Source organism: Bacillus sp. AFS012607, from assembly GCF_002558005.1.
GTDB lineage: Bacteria > Bacillota > Bacilli > Bacillales > Bacillaceae_G > Bacillus_A > Bacillus_A thuringiensis_S.
The window spans coordinates 1-16788 of the sequence record NZ_NTVM01000039.1; the positions used below are offsets into that span (position 1 = coordinate 1).

The window sequence follows — 16788 nt, forward strand, 5'->3', positions numbered from 1 at the left end:
CAATTACAGCAATTCTCAATCTAATCCCTCTTTCTATTGCTTAGTTGCCTCCATTACCCAAACGAAATGATTTAATCTCGTAAACGTTACATGGAAGCCATTGTTTTCAAAAATAGTCTGCATAACTGGAATACGTGTATAGTATTCCGTTTGCAAATCGTTTGCTAACTGGTGAAAACCTCTTTGTTTTGCTGTTTCAACAGTTTTATCATATGCATCTTGATCTGCAAATATCGTATCAGCAAACACTATTTTACCACCTTTGTTTAGCAATTGACCATACTTCGCAACCGCTACATTTTTTTCATCATCTGTTAAATGATGAAATGCATAGGTGCTTACAATGGTATCAATTGAATTTGGGACTTCAAACGAAAGAAAATCACCTTCTGTAATCGAAAATTCTTTTGGCAATTTCTCTTTTGCAATCATACGCATTTCACGCGACGGTTCTATACCGTAAACTGTGCGGCCAGCAAGTAATAATTTATTTGTTAAATTACCTGTACCGACACCAAATTCTAATACATTACCAAATGACTTGTTAACTACATCCTCTAGAATATCCTCATAATGGGCGAAAACTTCTTTATATTGTATATCTTCGCCTTGTACGAATGAGTCGTACGTATGAGCCCACTCATCAAATAAACCATTAAATTCTGTGCCCATAAAAATTCCCCTTTTTCTTATCGGTTTTATCAGTATGATATTCCCTCTTTCTAAAAATGTCAATTGAAATGTACATGGTATTTCCTTCTTTTCTTTGTTACACTATAGTTGATTACATAGGAGAGGGGCCGTCTTCATGTCATTTACCTTTGAAATGTTAGAAGATAAAGTAGAATTTTTTGAAGCGGGAGACTTAGCTTCTTTAGAACGAAAAATTAGTGAACAAATCGATAATAATAAAGCACTTATGCTTGAAGTTCATCACATCTCACATCAAATGGTTATGGATCCTGAAAGCAAAAGACCGTATTATAGCGCGGTTGTTCATTTTAAATTAAAGAAATTGCGTTAACTAAAAAAGAGAAGCTCCNNGGAGCTTCTCTTTTTTAGTTTAGAGTTTGAACAAGTACTGGTTTCCAGCCCTCATTATCTATCCAATCAATATTTACGTAATATCTTTTTCCACTTTGCTTATCTTGAACGTCACCATAAGCTTTACTCTTTCCAGTTTTGTCTCTTCCAACAAAATGGAATACTAATTGCTCCTTCGGTACTTCAATACCTGCAGCAATTGCACTTTGCATCTCATTCCAATCTGATGACCCCTGTTTAAACGTCATCGCTGGTGATGAACCTTGTTCTGTTCCTACAGCTTTCCAAGAAGGTTTTGTATAAGCCTCTTTTGCCTTGGATACAGTTTTTTCAGCTGATACTTTCTCGTTAGCTTTCGCTTCTTCTTCAGCTTTTTTCTTTTCTTCCTNNCTCTTTTTCTTTTTCTTTTTTCTTAGCAGATTCTTTATCTTCTGATTTTCCAGCTTTCTCATTCTTTGTTGTTTGTTGAGAGACTTTCTTATCAGTAGAAGATGCTTGCTCTTTCGTACTAGGAACGAACAATTGATATGCTACAATAGCTACTAATAGTAATACAATAGCGATTGCAATATTTAAAACACCGTTTTGACGACGTTTTTGTTGTTTCTGTTGGAATCTTGATCCTCCTGCCATTCTCCAAACCTCCATGCAGTTTTTCCTAATTGCTATTGTAACATTAAATCTAGAAAGGTTGAACATTTACAATGATATTTTCATGAAATGAAAACAATTCACTATAAATTGCAAGATTACTTTTCATTCTCCAATTGATAGATTGCTCCTACCATATCTTTAAAAATAGGTGTGACTTTATTCACTTTGTTATCAGTCTCTAGATCAACAACAACTAAAGCATATCTTGGATTCTCATACGGAAAATAACCTGCAAACCAGCGATTCACCCTCGTCCCTTTCCCTGTTTGCGCTGTCCCGGATTTTCCAGCGACACTGAGCGGCAACGAGTGGAATGCCGTTCCTGTTCCTTTCTCCCTTGTTACAACGCCTCTTAATAACTCTTGTAATGTTTTCACTGTTTCATACGAAAGCTGTTTTCCATGTAACGTATGGTTCTCAAATGTAAAAAAATCCGCTCCATTTTTATATACTATTTTTTCAACAGCTTTCACTTCCATCTTTTTTCCATTCCTCGCAATCGTCGCCATCATATTAGCAATTGCTAGAGGTGATATACGTACATCTTTCTGTCCAATCGCTGTTTGCTCTACCGCTTTTTTACTATTTTTGTTTTCTTCATTCCCCCAAATAGTAGAGCCTTTTTCTTCTGGCATTTGCTCGAAATGGGGTGTATGAAATACAGAACCTTTCCATCCGACCTTTTCATTTGCTCCTAAAGCTGCTACGTATGTTTCTAGCACCGTCCTATCCTTTTGTAATAGCTCGTTACCTAACTCGGAAAATGTCCTGTTACAGCTCCTAGCAAAGCTCTCTTTGAAGTTAAGTGTACCCATCACAACTTGTGGGTCGTTTTCACCATATAAATCTTTATTACAATTAAATGTCCGATTAAACAAATTTACTTTTTGATCAATGACTGCAGCTGCAACTACTGTTTTAAAAACAGAGCCTGGAAAATGCGGCGTTAACATTTGATTTTCAAGTGTAGTCTCATATAAATTCTTATCTCTTACTTGTAAAGACGGCTTACTGACCATCGCTAATATTTCATTTGTCTTTACATCAAGTAATACTAATCCCCCCTTCTTTATTTCATTTGCTTCAATCACTTCTTCTGCTTTTTGCTGCAACCCTTTATGTAAAGTAGTTTGAATCCTAACTGGGTAAAATGGATTTCCTGGTGAAGTATATTTCGCTTGCTTTCCGAAAATTGGTTCTCCTTGCCGATCTACTTGATACAATACTTTTGCCTCTCCATCAGTCAATAAAAATTCATCAAATGATTGCTGTAATCCTGAAATACCTATCGGCGTTTGTTTTGAAATTTTTTTCACTTCTCCATATCGCTTTTGAAATTCTCTTTCGTTCTCCCCTACATCACCAATTAAATGATTTATCTCCCCAGTTTGTTTTAATCGCACTTCAGCTGCTACAATACCTAATACATGTAATTGATTCACCTTCTCCATCTGCTCTCGTGTCACTCGAAATGGAGCAGTTTCCCCTTGCAGTATAAATGCATTTTTTTTATTTTTCATTTGTCTTCTGATCTCTTGTCTCGACACACCAATGATATGCGCGATTTTCTCTAACATGTCATTTTTTATTTGTAAAAATGGAAAAACAATTAAAACAGGATACTTTTCCTCCCCTATTTCTTTACCATTACGATCTATAAACTGCCCACGTCCATCGTCTACTGCAATGGATTGCGTACGTTGCGTAACACTTTTTTCAATTAAATTTATTTTGCGATTAGTAAATGATTCTGTATCTATAATTTGGATTTGAATTAAACGACAAAGCAATAAAAACATAATGCCCATAAAACAAATTAAAACAATTGCAATTCTCCGTTTTATTTTCATAAAAAAACACCTCGTCTATTATAGTTTAGACGAGGTACTATTTTATTTATACAATCCCCAAAACAAAAACAGATATTATATAAGGTTATTATTGTTTCTTTGGCTTCTCTAAAAATTTCATAAGAAGCGATCTAAATTCAGTTTCATTCACTCCAGTGTTTTTAGCAACTTCAATTACGGTGGTTGTTACATTAGCCGCTATTTTTAAATAATCCTTACTAAGATTATCCATTTCATTTCTTTTTTCTTTTGCATTCTCAACTGTTACAGAATCAATACAAGTAATCATCTTATCTACAATATGTAAATAATTATTTTGTGCATCTATTATTTTTTGAATATCATCTTTATTACTTACTTTCGATTGTTTTAAATATGTATACGCTTGATTCACTTCATCTTTTAAAATTTTATCATTATTCTTCGCCTGTTCTTGTAACATATTCTTCATATCATCTATTGTTTTTTGATCCATCGAATCTCGCAATAAATAATCTGGATTTCCAATTGCGTAATCATACTTAATCGTTACATCTTGAAATATTTTCATAACAATAGCTAATTGATACGCTACATCAAAATCATTAAATTCCTTTTTATCTTTTGGATTTTCTAAGGCTTTTGAACTCTCAGTTGCTTTAATATCCTTTTTTTCTTCTTGCTTTACTTTTTCTCCCTTTGATGATGTAGTTTCTTCATTCGTTCCGCATGCAGCAAGTCCTAATATGGATATACTACACACCAATCCTGTAAAGATTTTATGTTTCATAATTAGCCCCTTTTCCCTTTTAAAACCTATATTCTCCAATTATGATATCAAAGCTTAAAGTGTTTTTTTGACATTTTTTGTCGAATTACTCTAAGGTTTACACAATTTTTTTCATTCTACAAAAAAAAAGATTCTCCCGATAGGAGAATCTTTTTTTTATTTTACAGAGACAATCTCTACTTGCATTTCTCCGCCTGGTGTTTGGATTGTTACTTTCTCACCAATTTGCTTACCTAATAAGCTTTTTGCGATTGGAGAATCGTTAGAAATTCTTCCTTCAAATGGGTCAGCTTCCGCGCTACCTACGATTGTGTACGCTTCTTCATCTCCGTTTGGTAATTCTTTAAATGTTACTGTTTTACCTAATGTAACAACAGTAGATACTTCGCCATTATCTTTAATGATAACTGCGTTACGAATCATATTTTCTAATTGTGTAATACGTCCTTCTACGAACGCTTGCTCATCTTTTGCTGCATCGTACTCAGAGTTCTCAGAAAGGTCCCCGAAGCTACGTGCGATTTTAATACGTTCTACTACTTCTTTACGTCTTACTGTTTTTAATTGCTCAAGTTCGTTCTCTAGTTTTTGCTTACCCTCTTGTGTCATAGGGTATGTTTTTTCTGTTGACATATTTTCCACTCCTTTTATATACCAATCCCCCGAAAAAAAGAGGAGTTCCATATGAAAACTCCTCCGCTTCCATTGTTAGCGGAGGTTTCTAGTACCCTTGCACTAGCGGAGTTGTCACATACAACCCCGTATTTCCAATTCTTCTTTATATAAAGAAGATATGTATGGAAAGTTGATATAAATATGCCCTCACCTATATATAGATGAGGTTGCATGTTTCATTGTATTCGATGGGAAGGGAAAAAATCCCTTCCTACCGTATATCTTTTACTATGCTATTACAAATTTACTTTTTGTTCAAGAATTGTTGCAATTTTTGTCACCATAATATCAATTGCAACATGGTTTTGTCCACCTTCAGGGATAATAATATCCGCAAATTTCTTAGAAGGCTCAATAAATTGATTGTGCATTGGACGTACAACAGTTACGTACTGATCAATAACTGAATCCATCGTACGACCGCGCTCTTTAATATCACGCTGCATGCGGCGCAGAATACGAAGGTCAGCATCCGTATCAACGAATAATTTAATGTCCATTAACTCGCAAAGACGTGGGTCTTCTAAAATAAGAATTCCTTCTAAAATAATTACATCTTTCGGCTCAACTGGAATAATTTCTTCTGAACGTGTATGCAATGTATAGTCATATACAGGCTTATCAATTTGCTCATATGCAAGCAACTGCTGCAAATGTTCAATTAACAGATCATTATCAAACGCAAGCGGATGATCATAATTTGTTTTTAAACGCTCTTCCATTGGTAAATGGCTTTGATCTTTGTAATAATAATCTTGCTCTAAGATTAAAATAGAATGACCTTTAAAATGGTCAAAAATCGCTTTCGTTACACTCGTTTTACCTGATCCCGAACCACCAGCAATTCCAATTACAACAGGCTTATTCGTCCCCATTCGACTATCACTCTTTCTTATTGAAGTATGCTTTTGCGCATCATATTATTCACATACACTCGTTGATCCACTTTGAATTTCACGATTTGCAACGGATGTCTCGCTGCATCTAATTCGTTTCCATCCTCATCCCAAATTTTCTCCACCGTTTGCGTAAAGTTTTCTATTTCTGGTCCAAAGAACTCCACTTCATGTCCTGGTTTGAAATGATTACGTTGCTCAATCGTTACGATGCCCGTTTCTTCATTATAATCTAACACTAAACCAGCAAAATCATACGTTGTTTTCTTACTATGATTTCCAAACATTTGCTCTTGATGTCCTGGAACCCCTTCAAAGAATGCAGGAGCTGTATCACGATTTGCACATTTATCAAGCTCATCTAACCATTCTTGTTTAAACTCAAAGTTATCTGGATCCGCACAATAAGCATCAATTACTTTACGATATACAGTTGCTACAGTCGCTACGTAATGGATTGATTTCATACGTCCTTCTACCTTTAAGCTATCGATTCCAATTTCAATCATTTTCGGAATTGATAAAATTAAATTTAGATCTTTTGGACTCATCGCAAAGTGAGCATCTTCTTCTTGGAATAGAGGAAGCTCTTTTGCATCTTTATGTTGTGATACTGTTTGAACTAAATCATAATCCCAGCGGCAAGATTGGCAACAACCGCCACGATTAGAGTCACGCGCTGTCATATGGTTACTTAATGTACATCTTCCTGAATATGCGATACACATTGCACCATGGACGAATGCTTCAATTTCAATATCCACTTTTTCTTTGATTTCTTTCATTTCTTCATAGCTTGCTTCACGAGCTAATACAAGACGATGTAAACCCTCTTCTTTCCAATACTGTGCTGCTTTCCAGTTGGATAGTGATTGCTGTGTGCTTAAATGCACCTCAACAGAAGGCGCTACACGTTTACAAGTCTCAATGATAAGCGGATCAGCAACGATAATCCCCGTTACGCCAGCTTTTTCAATCCCTTTTAAATATTCCTCTAGCCCGTCCATATTTTCATTATGTGCAAAGATATTTGTTGTTACGTATATTTTTGCTCCATACTTCTTTGCAAACTCAACGCCTTCTGCCATTTCTTCTAGCGTAAAATTACCTGCATTCGAACGAAGACCAAATTCTTGTCCACCTAAATATACAGCATCTGCCCCGTAATGGATAGCTACTTTTAATTTTTCTAAGTTACCCGCAGGGATTAACAGTTCAGGTTTCTTCACAATAACACGTTTGCCATCGATCACTCGTGAAATTTCTTGTACAGTCATTTCCTACACCCTCCTCGTTTAGTAAACCGTTTCTTTAAAGAAGAATCCTGTGTCTAACGGACGATTTACTGGTTGCATTTCTTCTATTTCTTTATATAGAGCATCTTTCAAGTCATAATATGCATCACGATCTTCCACACATAAATCAATCGCTTGACGATATTTCTTCGTTACTTCAATAATGTATTCAGAGCTTTTTAGTACACCATCGATTTTTAAGCTGTCAACTTCAGCTTCGATTAGTTCCTCTAATTCATCGATGAAACAAATATCGTTCGGACTCATAATATGAGTACCATTTTCATCTTCATAAATTGGATATTTATTGTTACGCTCTGGGTCATATAAGAACATATTCTCTTCATATTTTTTCTTTTCAATGTCAAGATTACGTCCTTGATACTCAAAGTAATTTCCTACTAATGAACGCTTCGATTGGAACATACAAGTCATACCGTGAATTTGTACTTCTAGTTCCACTTCAGCATTTTCTTTTAAATCAACAATTTCATCTAAGCTCAGCTCACGAGCTAATACAGCGCGCTTCGCTCCTCTTTGTCCCCAGTAATTACAAGTGAACCAGTTTGTTGCTGTCGTTTCTGTATTCCAGTGCAACTGCATATTTGGCGCTACTTCGCGAACAGCCATTAATACTGCTGGATCTCCGAAAACAATTGCATCTACATTTACTTCATTTAAAAATGAAACGTAATCTGTTAATTCTTCTACTTTATCGTTGTGGAACATAGCGTTCATGGCTACGTATACTTTCACACCATTTTCATGTGCAATCTTCACAGTTTGTTTTACATCTTCACGTGAAAACTCCCCTGCTAAACGTAAACCAAACTTTTGCTCACCGATCATTACCGCATCTGCTCCTGCTTTCGCAAGAAGTTCGATATCCGCCACCGCTCTTGGCGTTACTAACAATTCAGGTTTCTTCATACCTTGGTCACCCTCTCTTTTTACTAACAGCTACTCCATCACCAATTGGGAAAATCGTTGTATCGTATCCTTCATGGTTCATAAGCCACTCATTGTACGTCTTAATACGACGGATTAAACCACGTGTACGTCTGTTTTCAATTTTCTCTTTTGTCGTTACAAGACCATGGTACATAACATTATCTGAAATAATTACGCCACCAGGATTTAATAACGGTTCATATAAGTCAAAAAAGCGACGATACTGTCCTTTTGCTGCATCAATAAAAATAACGTCAAATGTCCCGTGTTCTTTTACTTGTTCACCTGTCTCTAACGCATCACCGTAAATAACTGAAATACGATCTGTTACTGGGGAACGTTCTATATATTCAAGTGCTTTTTCATATCGCTCACGATTGCGCTCAACTGTCACAATACGTGAATTTGAAATAGCTTGCATCATACGAATACTAGAATAACCGATTGCTGTTCCAAGTTCTAAAATGCTTTTCGGTCCAATTAAACGTAAAAATTGCAGCATAAATTCCATTCCAAGTCGATCCATAATCGGCACATGATTTTCTGTTGCATATTCTTCCATTTCAAGAATTAATTTATCTTTCGGATCAATAAATGATAATAGGTACTCGTTAACTGCATCCTCCATAAATGGTCCTCCTTATTTACATGGAGAAGTGCCTCTATGACGTCTTTTCCCACATAGAATGCAATAAAAATACAAGCCAGTTTTACCCTTAGCTTGTACGTCCCGTTTTGATATTAAAAACGATTCTTCTGCCAGTTTTTAACCCGATATATTTTACCACAAAAAAGAGGGATGTGCGACTTTTTTCGCTATCCCTCCCCATTTCACTGTTTTTTCGTAATGTATTTTTGCTTTAATGCATTATGCTCTTCTAATGTTTTCGCATAGTACACTTCACCACTTGGTGCAGCTAAGAAATAATAATAATCTGTTTGCGCAGGTTCTAACGCAGCTTCCACTGAATGTTTACCAGAGTTTGCGATCGGCCCTACCGGCAATCCTTTTACAACATACGTATTGTACGGTGAGTTGACCTTTAAATCTTCGTATAATACACGTTGTTTATGCTTTCCAAGTGCATATAATACCGTTGGATCCGTTTGAAGCGGCATACCTTTCTCTAAACGATTATAAAAGACACTAGAGATCTTTTGACGATCTGTAAAACCAGTTGCCTCTTCTTCAATAAGTGAAGATAATGTTAAAAGCTGATGAACATCCCAGTTCTTTGCTTTCATTTTTGCCTCATTTTGAACAATGATTGCATTTGTTTTCTCAAGCATCGGAATTACGATTTCTTCTAACGTCGTATCTTTCTTATAAAATGAATACGTCGCAGGATATAAATAACCTTCTAATGGGTATTTAATATTACTATCAAAGATTTTATCCGTTAATAACTTCGGATACTTTTGCTGCATTTTTTGAATAAATGCTTTATCGTTTAATTGACGCGTAACATCATCTTTATTCCACTTTAGTTCTGCCGCAATCGTTTCTGCAATTTCAGTTACTTGAGCTCCTTCTTTGATCGTCACTTTATAAAGAGCTGGACGATGCACGTTGCCAGATGACATTTGTTCGATAACATCTTTAGCATTCATCGAAGGATTTAATAAATATGTACCTGCTTGTAAACTTTTCGATTTAGCCTTTGTATAAAAACTAAAAACTGTACCGTTTTTCACAGCGCCTTTTTCTTCTAAAATTTCTCCAATTTTACTTGTAGATGATCCTTTCGGAATTTCTACTTCAATCTCTTTTTTATTCCCGCTATCAACTGGTCCTAATGCGGATGAAATATACGCATAGACTGAACCACAAACTAAAAGCAGTGCAATAATCGAAAATAAAAAGATGCGTCTACGCTTCTTTTTCACTTGATTCTCTATCAAAACTCTTCCTCCTTATTCAATTGTAGACCATATGTATATGTTTCTATACAGCATGATGGAAAGCCACAACAAATTCGCCTATCTTTTTTAGTATCCATTTTATTTTTCTACAATCCGTCTCATTATACTACAAAGGATTACACAGTTTCGACAAAAAATCTTTCATTTTACATATAAATACAAAAAAAAGATGGACTGTATGTCGTCCATCTTTTCAGTACTTATTATTCAGCTTCTTGCTCATCAGCAAGAGTGTTGAACATTTCTTGTACCATTTCCCACTCTTCTTCAGATTCGATTGGAAGTAAACTTCCGCCCTCTTCTTCATTTTGCTCATAAGCCATTGCATCATAAATTTGGTCTCCATCTTCGTCTACTTCACCGATTGGAGAGAAGACTACGTATGATTTTTTACCAAATTTTTCAGCATCAAAAGTGAAAATAATTTCACATAAATGTTCGTTACCTTTTTCGTCTACAATTGTAATTTGATTTTCTTCCATTTTGGTCACCTCTTATTTACTATCTAAAAATCCTTGTAAGATTACGACTGCAGCCATCTTATCGATTACTTGTTTTCGCTTCTTACGGCTTACATCCGCTGAAATGAGTAGACGTTCCGCTGCCATCGTCGACAAACGCTCGTCCCACATTACAACGTCTAATTGTAACAGCTCTCGTAGGTTTTCTGCAAATTGTTGGCACGCTTCACCACGTGGGCCAATTGTACCATTCATATTTTTAGGTAAACCTACTACTATTTTGTCCACATTGTACTGCTTTACTAACTCAGAAATACGATCAAAACCAAAGTGACCTCGTTCTTCGTTAATCTTAATTGTTTCTAATCCTTGTGCTGTCCAGCCCATTTCGTCGCTCATTGCAACTCCGACTGTTTTTGTACCTACATCTAAACCTAATATCCGCATAAACTACTCCTCACGATGATGTTTCAAGTAAGACTTCACAAGCTCTTCAATGATCTCATCACGTTCAAGCTTACGAACGATGCTTCGTGCATCTTTATGGCGAGGTATGTATGCTGGGTCTCCACTTAATAAATAACCGACGATTTGGTTAATCGGATTATAGCCTTTTTCTTGAAGTGCATCATACACAGTTAAAAGTACATCATTTACATGGACACTCTGTTTTTCATCTTGAATGCTAAACTTCATTGTTTTATCAAAACCGTCCATTTCAAGCACCTCACTTATATAGTAAGTATAGGGAGAAGAACTTCTCCTCTCCCTACCATTGTACACTACTATCTCTTTATTTTGAAACAGATTTAACGTACTCTTGTACAAATGCTAAAGCTTCTTCGACTTGAGCTGGGTTTTTACCACCTGCTTGTGCCATATCAGGACGGCCACCACCGCCACCGCCGCAACGAGAAGCTACTTCTTTCACAAGTTTACCAGCATGGTAACCTTGGCTAATTAAGTCTTTCGTTACACCTGCTAGGATGTTTACTTTATCGTCATTAACAGACGCTAATACAACAACTGCTGACTCTAATTTATTTTTTAGATCATCCATCATCGTACGTAAGTTGTTCATATCTGCAACATTTACTTTCGCTGCTAATACATTCACACCATCAACTGTCATTACAGAATCAGTTAAGTTTCCAGCTTCAATATTGCTTAATTTCGCAGCAAGAGATTCGTTTTCTTTTTGAAGTTGTTTCACTTCAGCAAATAGACCATCAACTCTTGTTAAAATATCTTTCGGATTTGTTTTCATTTTTCCTGCTGCTTCTTTTAATAAACCTACTTGATCGTTCATTAATTCGTATGCAGACTTACCAGTTACCGCCTCAATACGACGAGTTCCTGCACCGATACCAGACTCAGCAACGATTTTGAAAATACCGATAGAAGCTGTATTATCAACGTGACAACCACCGCAAAGCTCTAAGCTGTAATCGCCAACTTGTACAACGCGTACAACATCACCGTATTTTTCACCGAATAATGCCATTGCGCCCATTTCTTTTGCTTCTCCGATTGATTTTTGAGAAATCTCAACGTTAATACTTTCCCAAATTTTCTCGTTTACCATACGCTCAATTTTTTCTAATTCGTCAGCTTGCACTTGACCGAAGTGAGAGAAGTCAAAGCGTAGACGTTCAGAAGTTACAAGAGAACCTGCTTGATTAACATGCGTTCCAAGTACGTCTTTTAATGCTTGGTGTAGTAAGTGAGTTGCTGTATGATTTTTCACAACGCTACTACGGTTTTTCGTATCGATAACAGCTTTCACAGCTGCATCTTTCGTTAACGTGCCTTCTTCCACAGCTACTTTGTGTAAGTTTTGACCATTTGGTGCTTTTTGTACGTCTTTTACAAGAACTTTCACGCCGTCAGCAAGAAGGTAACCACGGTCAGCAATTTGTCCACCGCTCTCAGCGTAGAATGGTGTTACGTCAAGAATTAACTGTCCTTCTTCCCCTGCTTGTAAGCTATCTGTGTACTCACCGTTTTTCACAAGTGCAACAACGTTACTTTCCGTTGCAACTGTACCGTAACCAACGAACTCACTCGCTACTTTAACTTCTCCAAGTACACCGCCTTGAACTTGCATTGAGTCAACGTCTTGACGAGCAGCACGTGCACGCTCACGTTGTTTTTCCATTTCATTTTCGAAGCCTTCTTGGTCAACTGTCATACCAGCTTCTTCTGCATATTCTTCTGTTAATTCGATTGGGAAACCGTATGTGTCATATAGACGGAACGCATCTACTCCAGAAATAACAGTTGTTTTTTCTTCTTTTGCTTTTGCAATAACTTCAGCTAAAATTGCTTCACCATCATGAAGTGTTTCATGGAAACGCTCTTCTTCATTTTTCACAACTTTCGCAATGAAATCTTTCTTTTCAAGTACTTCTGGATAGAAGTCTTTCATTACTTCTCCAACAACCGGTACCAATTCAAACATGAATGGACGGTTAATGTTTAATTTCTTCGAATAACGAACAGCGCGGCGTAATAAGCGACGTAATACATAACCACGACCTTCGTTAGATGGAAGAGCACCGTCACCAACAGCGAATGTTACTGTACGGATATGGTCAGCAATTACTTTGAATGCCATATCTTTTTCTAAATCGCCATTACGATATTTCTCACCAGAAATTGATTCTGTTGCACCAATCATCGGCATGAATAGGTCTGTATCAAAGTTTGTAGGCACATCTTGAACGATAGATGTCATACGTTCTAGACCCATCCCTGTATCAATGTTTTTCTTAGGAAGTGGTGTATATGAACCGTCTGGATTATGGTTAAATTGAGAGAATACAAGGTTCCATACTTCTAAGTAACGCTCGTTTTCTCCGCCTGGATATAATTCTGGGTCACTAAAGTCATTACCGTAAGCTTCCCCGCGGTCATAGAAAATCTCTGTATTCGGTCCACTTGGTCCTTCACCAATATCCCAGAAGTTTTCTTCTAAGCGGATAATACGCTCTTTTGGAACGCCCATTTTTTCATTCCAAATTGTGAATGCTTCTTCATCTTCTGGATGGATTGTAACTGATAGTAATTCTTTATCGAATCCGATCCATTTGTCGCTCGTTAAGAATTCCCAAGCCCATGTAATTGCTTCTTCTTTGAAGTAATCACCGATTGAGAAGTTTCCTAACATTTCAAAGAATGTATGGTGACGAGCTGTTTTCCCTACGTTTTCAATATCGTTTGTACGAATTGATTTTTGAGCATTTGTAATACGTGGATTTTGTGGGATTACACGTCCATCAAAATATTTTTTTAATGTAGCTACACCACTATTAATCCATAGAAGAGATGGATCTTCATGTGGAACTAGTGATGCACTAGGTTCTACTGCATGTCCTTTTTCTTGGAAAAAGTCTAAAAACATTTGACGAATTTGTGCGCCTGTTAGTTGTTTCATTGTATTTTCCTCCTNNAAAAAACTCCCGTCCCTATAAAAGGGACGAGAGTTAACTCGCGATACCACCCTAATTATGAATTGATTACAATAACAATCAATTCATCACCTCATGGTGCCGTAACGTGGCAAGACGGCAGTGATTAGCTGCTCTCAGGATTAGCTTTCTGTTACCCTTCATTTAAAGCTTCTTTCAGCCATATGGAAGCTTCTCTCTATAAATGGACTGTAACGTACTTGTTCCGTCATTGATTTAATGTATTATATGACTAAATATAATAGAATTCTCTTAAGTTTGTCAATGTAGATAATCATTTATATTGTATTAATTGCTTATTTATCATAGGTATTCTACTATTCATTCTTAACAGCCTTTTCATATATTATGCGTTTATTAACAAATCGGAATCTCCTTACAAGAATAATTTATAAAAAATTATAAATATTACCTTTTTTGCTATAATTAAATTATTGTTAATAAAATAAAGGAGCGATCACAATGACAACCTTACTTAGCAAAGCTAAAAACATATTAGCGACTAACGAAACAATATTACTTTACGCAGCATGTTCATTAGACATATTTATTTATCGTTCCGTCGCGAGACCAGGCCTATTGATTTTAACGAACAGAAGGCTATTCTTTTATGGACCAGATGTAAGTAACAATCCAATATTTGAAGAGTACTCTTTCGCAAAAATTTCTAATCTAAAAGAACAAAAGCGTCTTTTCAACAATCAAATTGTATTTATGTATGATAACGAATGGAAAAAAATAAAACATATTCAAACAAATGATGTGAGCTCCCTCGTTCAAAAGATACACGAGCAGATTTCTAAATAAATATACGATTAGCCCTCTATTTCTTACATAGAGGGCTTCTATACTTACACATCTTCTTTTTTCAAGAGAGGCTTCACATGAACAATGACGGTGCGAATAACTGCTAAGATGGGAACCGATATTAGTAACCCTACAATACCAGCTACTTCCCCTCCAACTAGTAATGCAAGCATAATAATAACGGGATGCATACGAAGTGACTTACCAACAATGTAAGGCGATAAAATGTTACTTTCCACAAATTGCAAAATAGCAATCGTAATACCCGCCTTAATAAGTAAGCTCGTTGATACTGTTGCTGCAATCATTAACGTCGGGATCGCTCCTAAAATAGGGCCGAAGTACGGGATTATATCCGTTACCCCAATAATAATACCAAGCAATAATGGATATTTCATACCGATAAACCAAAAAGAAAGAGCTGATACTCCCCCTAATACCAAACAAACAAATAACTGTCCTCGAATATAACTTCCAAGTGACTTATCAATTTCTTTCGCAAGCATTTGCCCCGTACCTCGCCATTTACTTGGGACTAGTTTCCAAAAGATATGATAAAACTCACCATAATCTTTTAATATGTAAAATACAATGAACGGTATTAAGAAAATAATGAGCAATGAATCGAGTACACCACGAGCTGTACTCATCACTTTATTTAAAAGCGCTTGAATCTTCGTTTCCACACCCACAAAAAGTTGTTTCACCTTTTCATGAATGAACGAAGGGAAATTCGCTGTTTGTTCTGTAACGCCATCCATCCACGAATCGTACATCTTTGTAAACTGCGGAAATTGTTCATTAATCTCTTGTAACTGTTTAATAACGACTGGCGTTCCTTTATAAATCCCATAACCAATTCCGCCAAAGAAAAGGATATAAATAAGCAAAATGGCAAGTGTACGGGGCATCCCTTCCTTATGGATTTTTTCAATTAAAGGATGCAATAAATACGCAATAAAACAAGCGATAAGAAATGGCGTGATTGCTACTTTAAATACAAAAATAATCGGTGCCCATAGTGGCTTAATTTTTAAAAAGACGAGCAAACAAAGAAAAACAAGTAATAATAATCCTAAACGATATATCCAAATGATTTTAAGATTCTTCACATGAAAAACCTCCTCCACCTTTATTTTGAAAATAAATGGGGTAGGTTATGTGCGAAACTTTTAAAATCTTTTCATACGGACCATACTGTTTTTTAAAGACGTACATATAAATAACATAACAAGGACAACCACCCCTGAGAATACAGCATGAATTAATATAATCAGGAGGGCTAATTATGGTTTTGTTTATGCTTGGATTATCAGCACTTTTTATGATTCTTGAATGGATTTGTATCGGGTTTGGTATTTGGAAGGGGTTCTTTATTCGTTCCTCACGTAAAGAAAAAGCGAAGCAATTATGGCAGTATGGAATACTCGGCGTTGGCTGCTACGGTCTATCTTATCTTTTCTCAGAAATCGGACTTTTTTATTTGCATATGAGCGCATAAAAAAACTCCCTCGTCAATAAGGGAGTTTTTCACTTTATCGAAATGATTATAAGTAAGACTTAATCATCTTACGTGCTTTTTTCATATTGCGTTTTGAAAATACATCTTGCTTACGAGCATATTGATATGCTGCAGCTCCAACACCTAATGCGATTAATGAATTGCGTAGATTCAAAGTAAATCCCCCTTTTCGTTATCCGATCGTTCTTTCATTCTCATCAAATAAATCATCAAGAGAGCTTAATGAACCATCTTCCTCAACTTGATGCGTATGGATTTTCCCCTTTGAAACCGATAATTCGATATAACAATTCCAGCAATAAAATTGGTTGACACCTATTTTTCCAATGTCTTTCCCTTTGCAATTTGGACAAATGAACATATGGCTTTCATCTCCTTACAGACTCCCAGATTCTATTCGCCATTATGTCCAAACTGCATTCGTTTATACATCGCTGGAGCCTTTCAACGCTATGCGTTTGAAAGTTTCAC

At 36.2% G+C, this 16788-nt stretch carries 19 protein-coding genes, 1 pseudogene and 1 other annotated feature; of the genes and pseudogenes, 3 read left to right on the forward strand and 17 right to left on the reverse strand.

From position 1 onward, the window contains the following. Positions 1-33: 33 nt before the first annotated feature. On the reverse strand, positions 34-672 hold the full coding sequence (locus CN409_RS28540) for a class I SAM-dependent DNA methyltransferase (RefSeq protein WP_097981573.1): 639 nt from the start codon (positions 670-672) through the stop codon (positions 34-36). Positions 673-808: 136 nt separating this feature from the next. Between CN409_RS28540 and CN409_RS28545 the strand changes: the two genes are divergently transcribed. Next, on the forward strand, positions 809-1024 hold the full coding sequence (locus tag CN409_RS28545) for a YrzA family protein (protein ID WP_000010984.1): 216 nt from the start codon (positions 809-811) through the stop codon (positions 1022-1024). Positions 1025-1058: 34 nt separating this feature from the next. On the opposite strand, the pseudogene CN409_RS28550 reads toward CN409_RS28545, so the two are convergent. The 13 genes and pseudogenes from CN409_RS28550 to alaS all read right to left on the reverse strand — a co-directional run bounded on the left by CN409_RS28550 (position 1059) and on the right by alaS (position 13954). After that, positions 1059-1677, reverse strand: a pseudogene (locus CN409_RS28550) (YrrS family protein). Positions 1678-1793: 116 nt separating this feature from the next. Beyond that, positions 1794-3548, reverse strand: a complete 1755-nt coding sequence (locus CN409_RS28555) for a peptidoglycan D,D-transpeptidase FtsI family protein (protein ID WP_097981571.1) — start codon at positions 3546-3548, stop codon at positions 1794-1796. Between the two features lie 88 nt (positions 3549-3636). Beyond that, positions 3637-4317, reverse strand: a complete 681-nt coding sequence (locus tag CN409_RS28560) for a hypothetical protein (RefSeq protein ID WP_000680875.1) — start codon at positions 4315-4317, stop codon at positions 3637-3639. Between the two features lie 156 nt (positions 4318-4473). Next, positions 4474-4950 (reverse strand): transcription elongation factor GreA, encoded by a 477-nt coding sequence (gene greA, locus CN409_RS28565; protein WP_014894880.1) that lies wholly within the window; start codon positions 4948-4950, stop codon positions 4474-4476. Between the two features lie 278 nt (positions 4951-5228). Further along, positions 5229-5867, reverse strand: coding sequence for a uridine kinase (udk, locus tag CN409_RS28570; protein ID WP_000537080.1), 639 nt, complete (start codon positions 5865-5867; stop codon positions 5229-5231). Positions 5868-5884: 17 nt separating this feature from the next. Continuing rightward, positions 5885-7165 carry a peptidase U32 family protein gene (locus CN409_RS28575; RefSeq protein ID WP_000217970.1) on the reverse strand — a complete coding sequence of 427 codons (1281 nt, stop codon included), beginning with the start codon at positions 7163-7165 and terminating at the stop codon, positions 5885-5887. A gap of 18 nt (positions 7166-7183) precedes the next feature. Next, on the reverse strand, positions 7184-8113 hold the full coding sequence (locus CN409_RS28580) for a peptidase U32 family protein (RefSeq protein WP_000742792.1): 930 nt from the start codon (positions 8111-8113) through the stop codon (positions 7184-7186). Positions 8114-8120: 7 nt separating this feature from the next. Beyond that, the gene (locus CN409_RS28585) at positions 8121-8762 is read right to left on the reverse strand and encodes an O-methyltransferase (RefSeq protein WP_000389103.1); all 642 of its coding nucleotides are present in this window, start codon (positions 8760-8762) and stop codon (positions 8121-8123) included. 203 nt (positions 8763-8965) lie between these two features. Beyond that, positions 8966-10036: an endolytic transglycosylase MltG gene (gene mltG, locus CN409_RS28590; protein ID WP_000572141.1), complete on the reverse strand. Its 1071-nt coding sequence runs from the start codon at positions 10034-10036 to the stop codon at positions 8966-8968. A 224-nt stretch (positions 10037-10260) separates the two neighbouring features. Further along, positions 10261-10539 (reverse strand): DUF1292 domain-containing protein, encoded by a 279-nt coding sequence (locus CN409_RS28595; RefSeq protein ID WP_000392246.1) that lies wholly within the window; start codon positions 10537-10539, stop codon positions 10261-10263. Between the two features lie 12 nt (positions 10540-10551). Continuing rightward, a complete protein-coding gene (gene ruvX / locus CN409_RS28600) occupies positions 10552-10965 on the reverse strand; it encodes a Holliday junction resolvase RuvX (protein WP_001221202.1) in 414 nt (137 codons plus the stop codon). A gap of 3 nt (positions 10966-10968) precedes the next feature. Next, on the reverse strand, positions 10969-11235 hold the full coding sequence (locus CN409_RS28605; protein ID WP_000348591.1) for an IreB family regulatory phosphoprotein: 267 nt from the start codon (positions 11233-11235) through the stop codon (positions 10969-10971). 76 nt (positions 11236-11311) lie between these two features. Continuing rightward, positions 11312-13954 carry an alanine--tRNA ligase gene (alaS, locus tag CN409_RS28610; protein ID WP_000811809.1) on the reverse strand — a complete coding sequence of 881 codons (2643 nt, stop codon included), beginning with the start codon at positions 13952-13954 and terminating at the stop codon, positions 11312-11314. A 35-nt stretch (positions 13955-13989) separates the two neighbouring features. Beyond that, positions 13990-14209 (reverse strand) — a binding site (T-box leader). Positions 14210-14450: 241 nt separating this feature from the next. Here alaS and CN409_RS28615 point away from each other — a divergent pair. Continuing rightward, positions 14451-14795, forward strand: coding sequence for a PH domain-containing protein (locus tag CN409_RS28615; RefSeq protein ID WP_063675729.1), 345 nt, complete (start codon positions 14451-14453; stop codon positions 14793-14795). A gap of 44 nt (positions 14796-14839) precedes the next feature. Here CN409_RS28615 and CN409_RS28620 read toward each other — a convergent pair whose 3' ends face one another. Further along, a complete protein-coding gene (locus CN409_RS28620) occupies positions 14840-15907 on the reverse strand; it encodes an AI-2E family transporter (protein WP_000793127.1) in 1068 nt (355 codons plus the stop codon). Positions 15908-16083: 176 nt separating this feature from the next. On the opposite strand from CN409_RS28620, the gene CN409_RS28625 reads away from it, so the two are divergent. Beyond that, complete coding sequence (locus CN409_RS28625) at positions 16084-16296, forward strand: hypothetical protein (protein ID WP_000242539.1); 213 nt, start codon at positions 16084-16086, stop codon at positions 16294-16296. Positions 16297-16342: 46 nt separating this feature from the next. On the opposite strand, the gene CN409_RS28630 is transcribed toward CN409_RS28625, so the two are convergent. Both CN409_RS28630 and CN409_RS28635 read right to left on the reverse strand, forming a co-directional pair. Further along, positions 16343-16471 (reverse strand): YrzQ family protein, encoded by a 129-nt coding sequence (locus tag CN409_RS28630; RefSeq protein ID WP_001053553.1) that lies wholly within the window; start codon positions 16469-16471, stop codon positions 16343-16345. Between the two features lie 18 nt (positions 16472-16489). Next, positions 16490-16678: a hypothetical protein gene (locus tag CN409_RS28635; RefSeq protein ID WP_000469281.1), complete on the reverse strand. Its 189-nt coding sequence runs from the start codon at positions 16676-16678 to the stop codon at positions 16490-16492. Between the last annotated feature and the right edge of the window lie 110 nt (positions 16679-16788).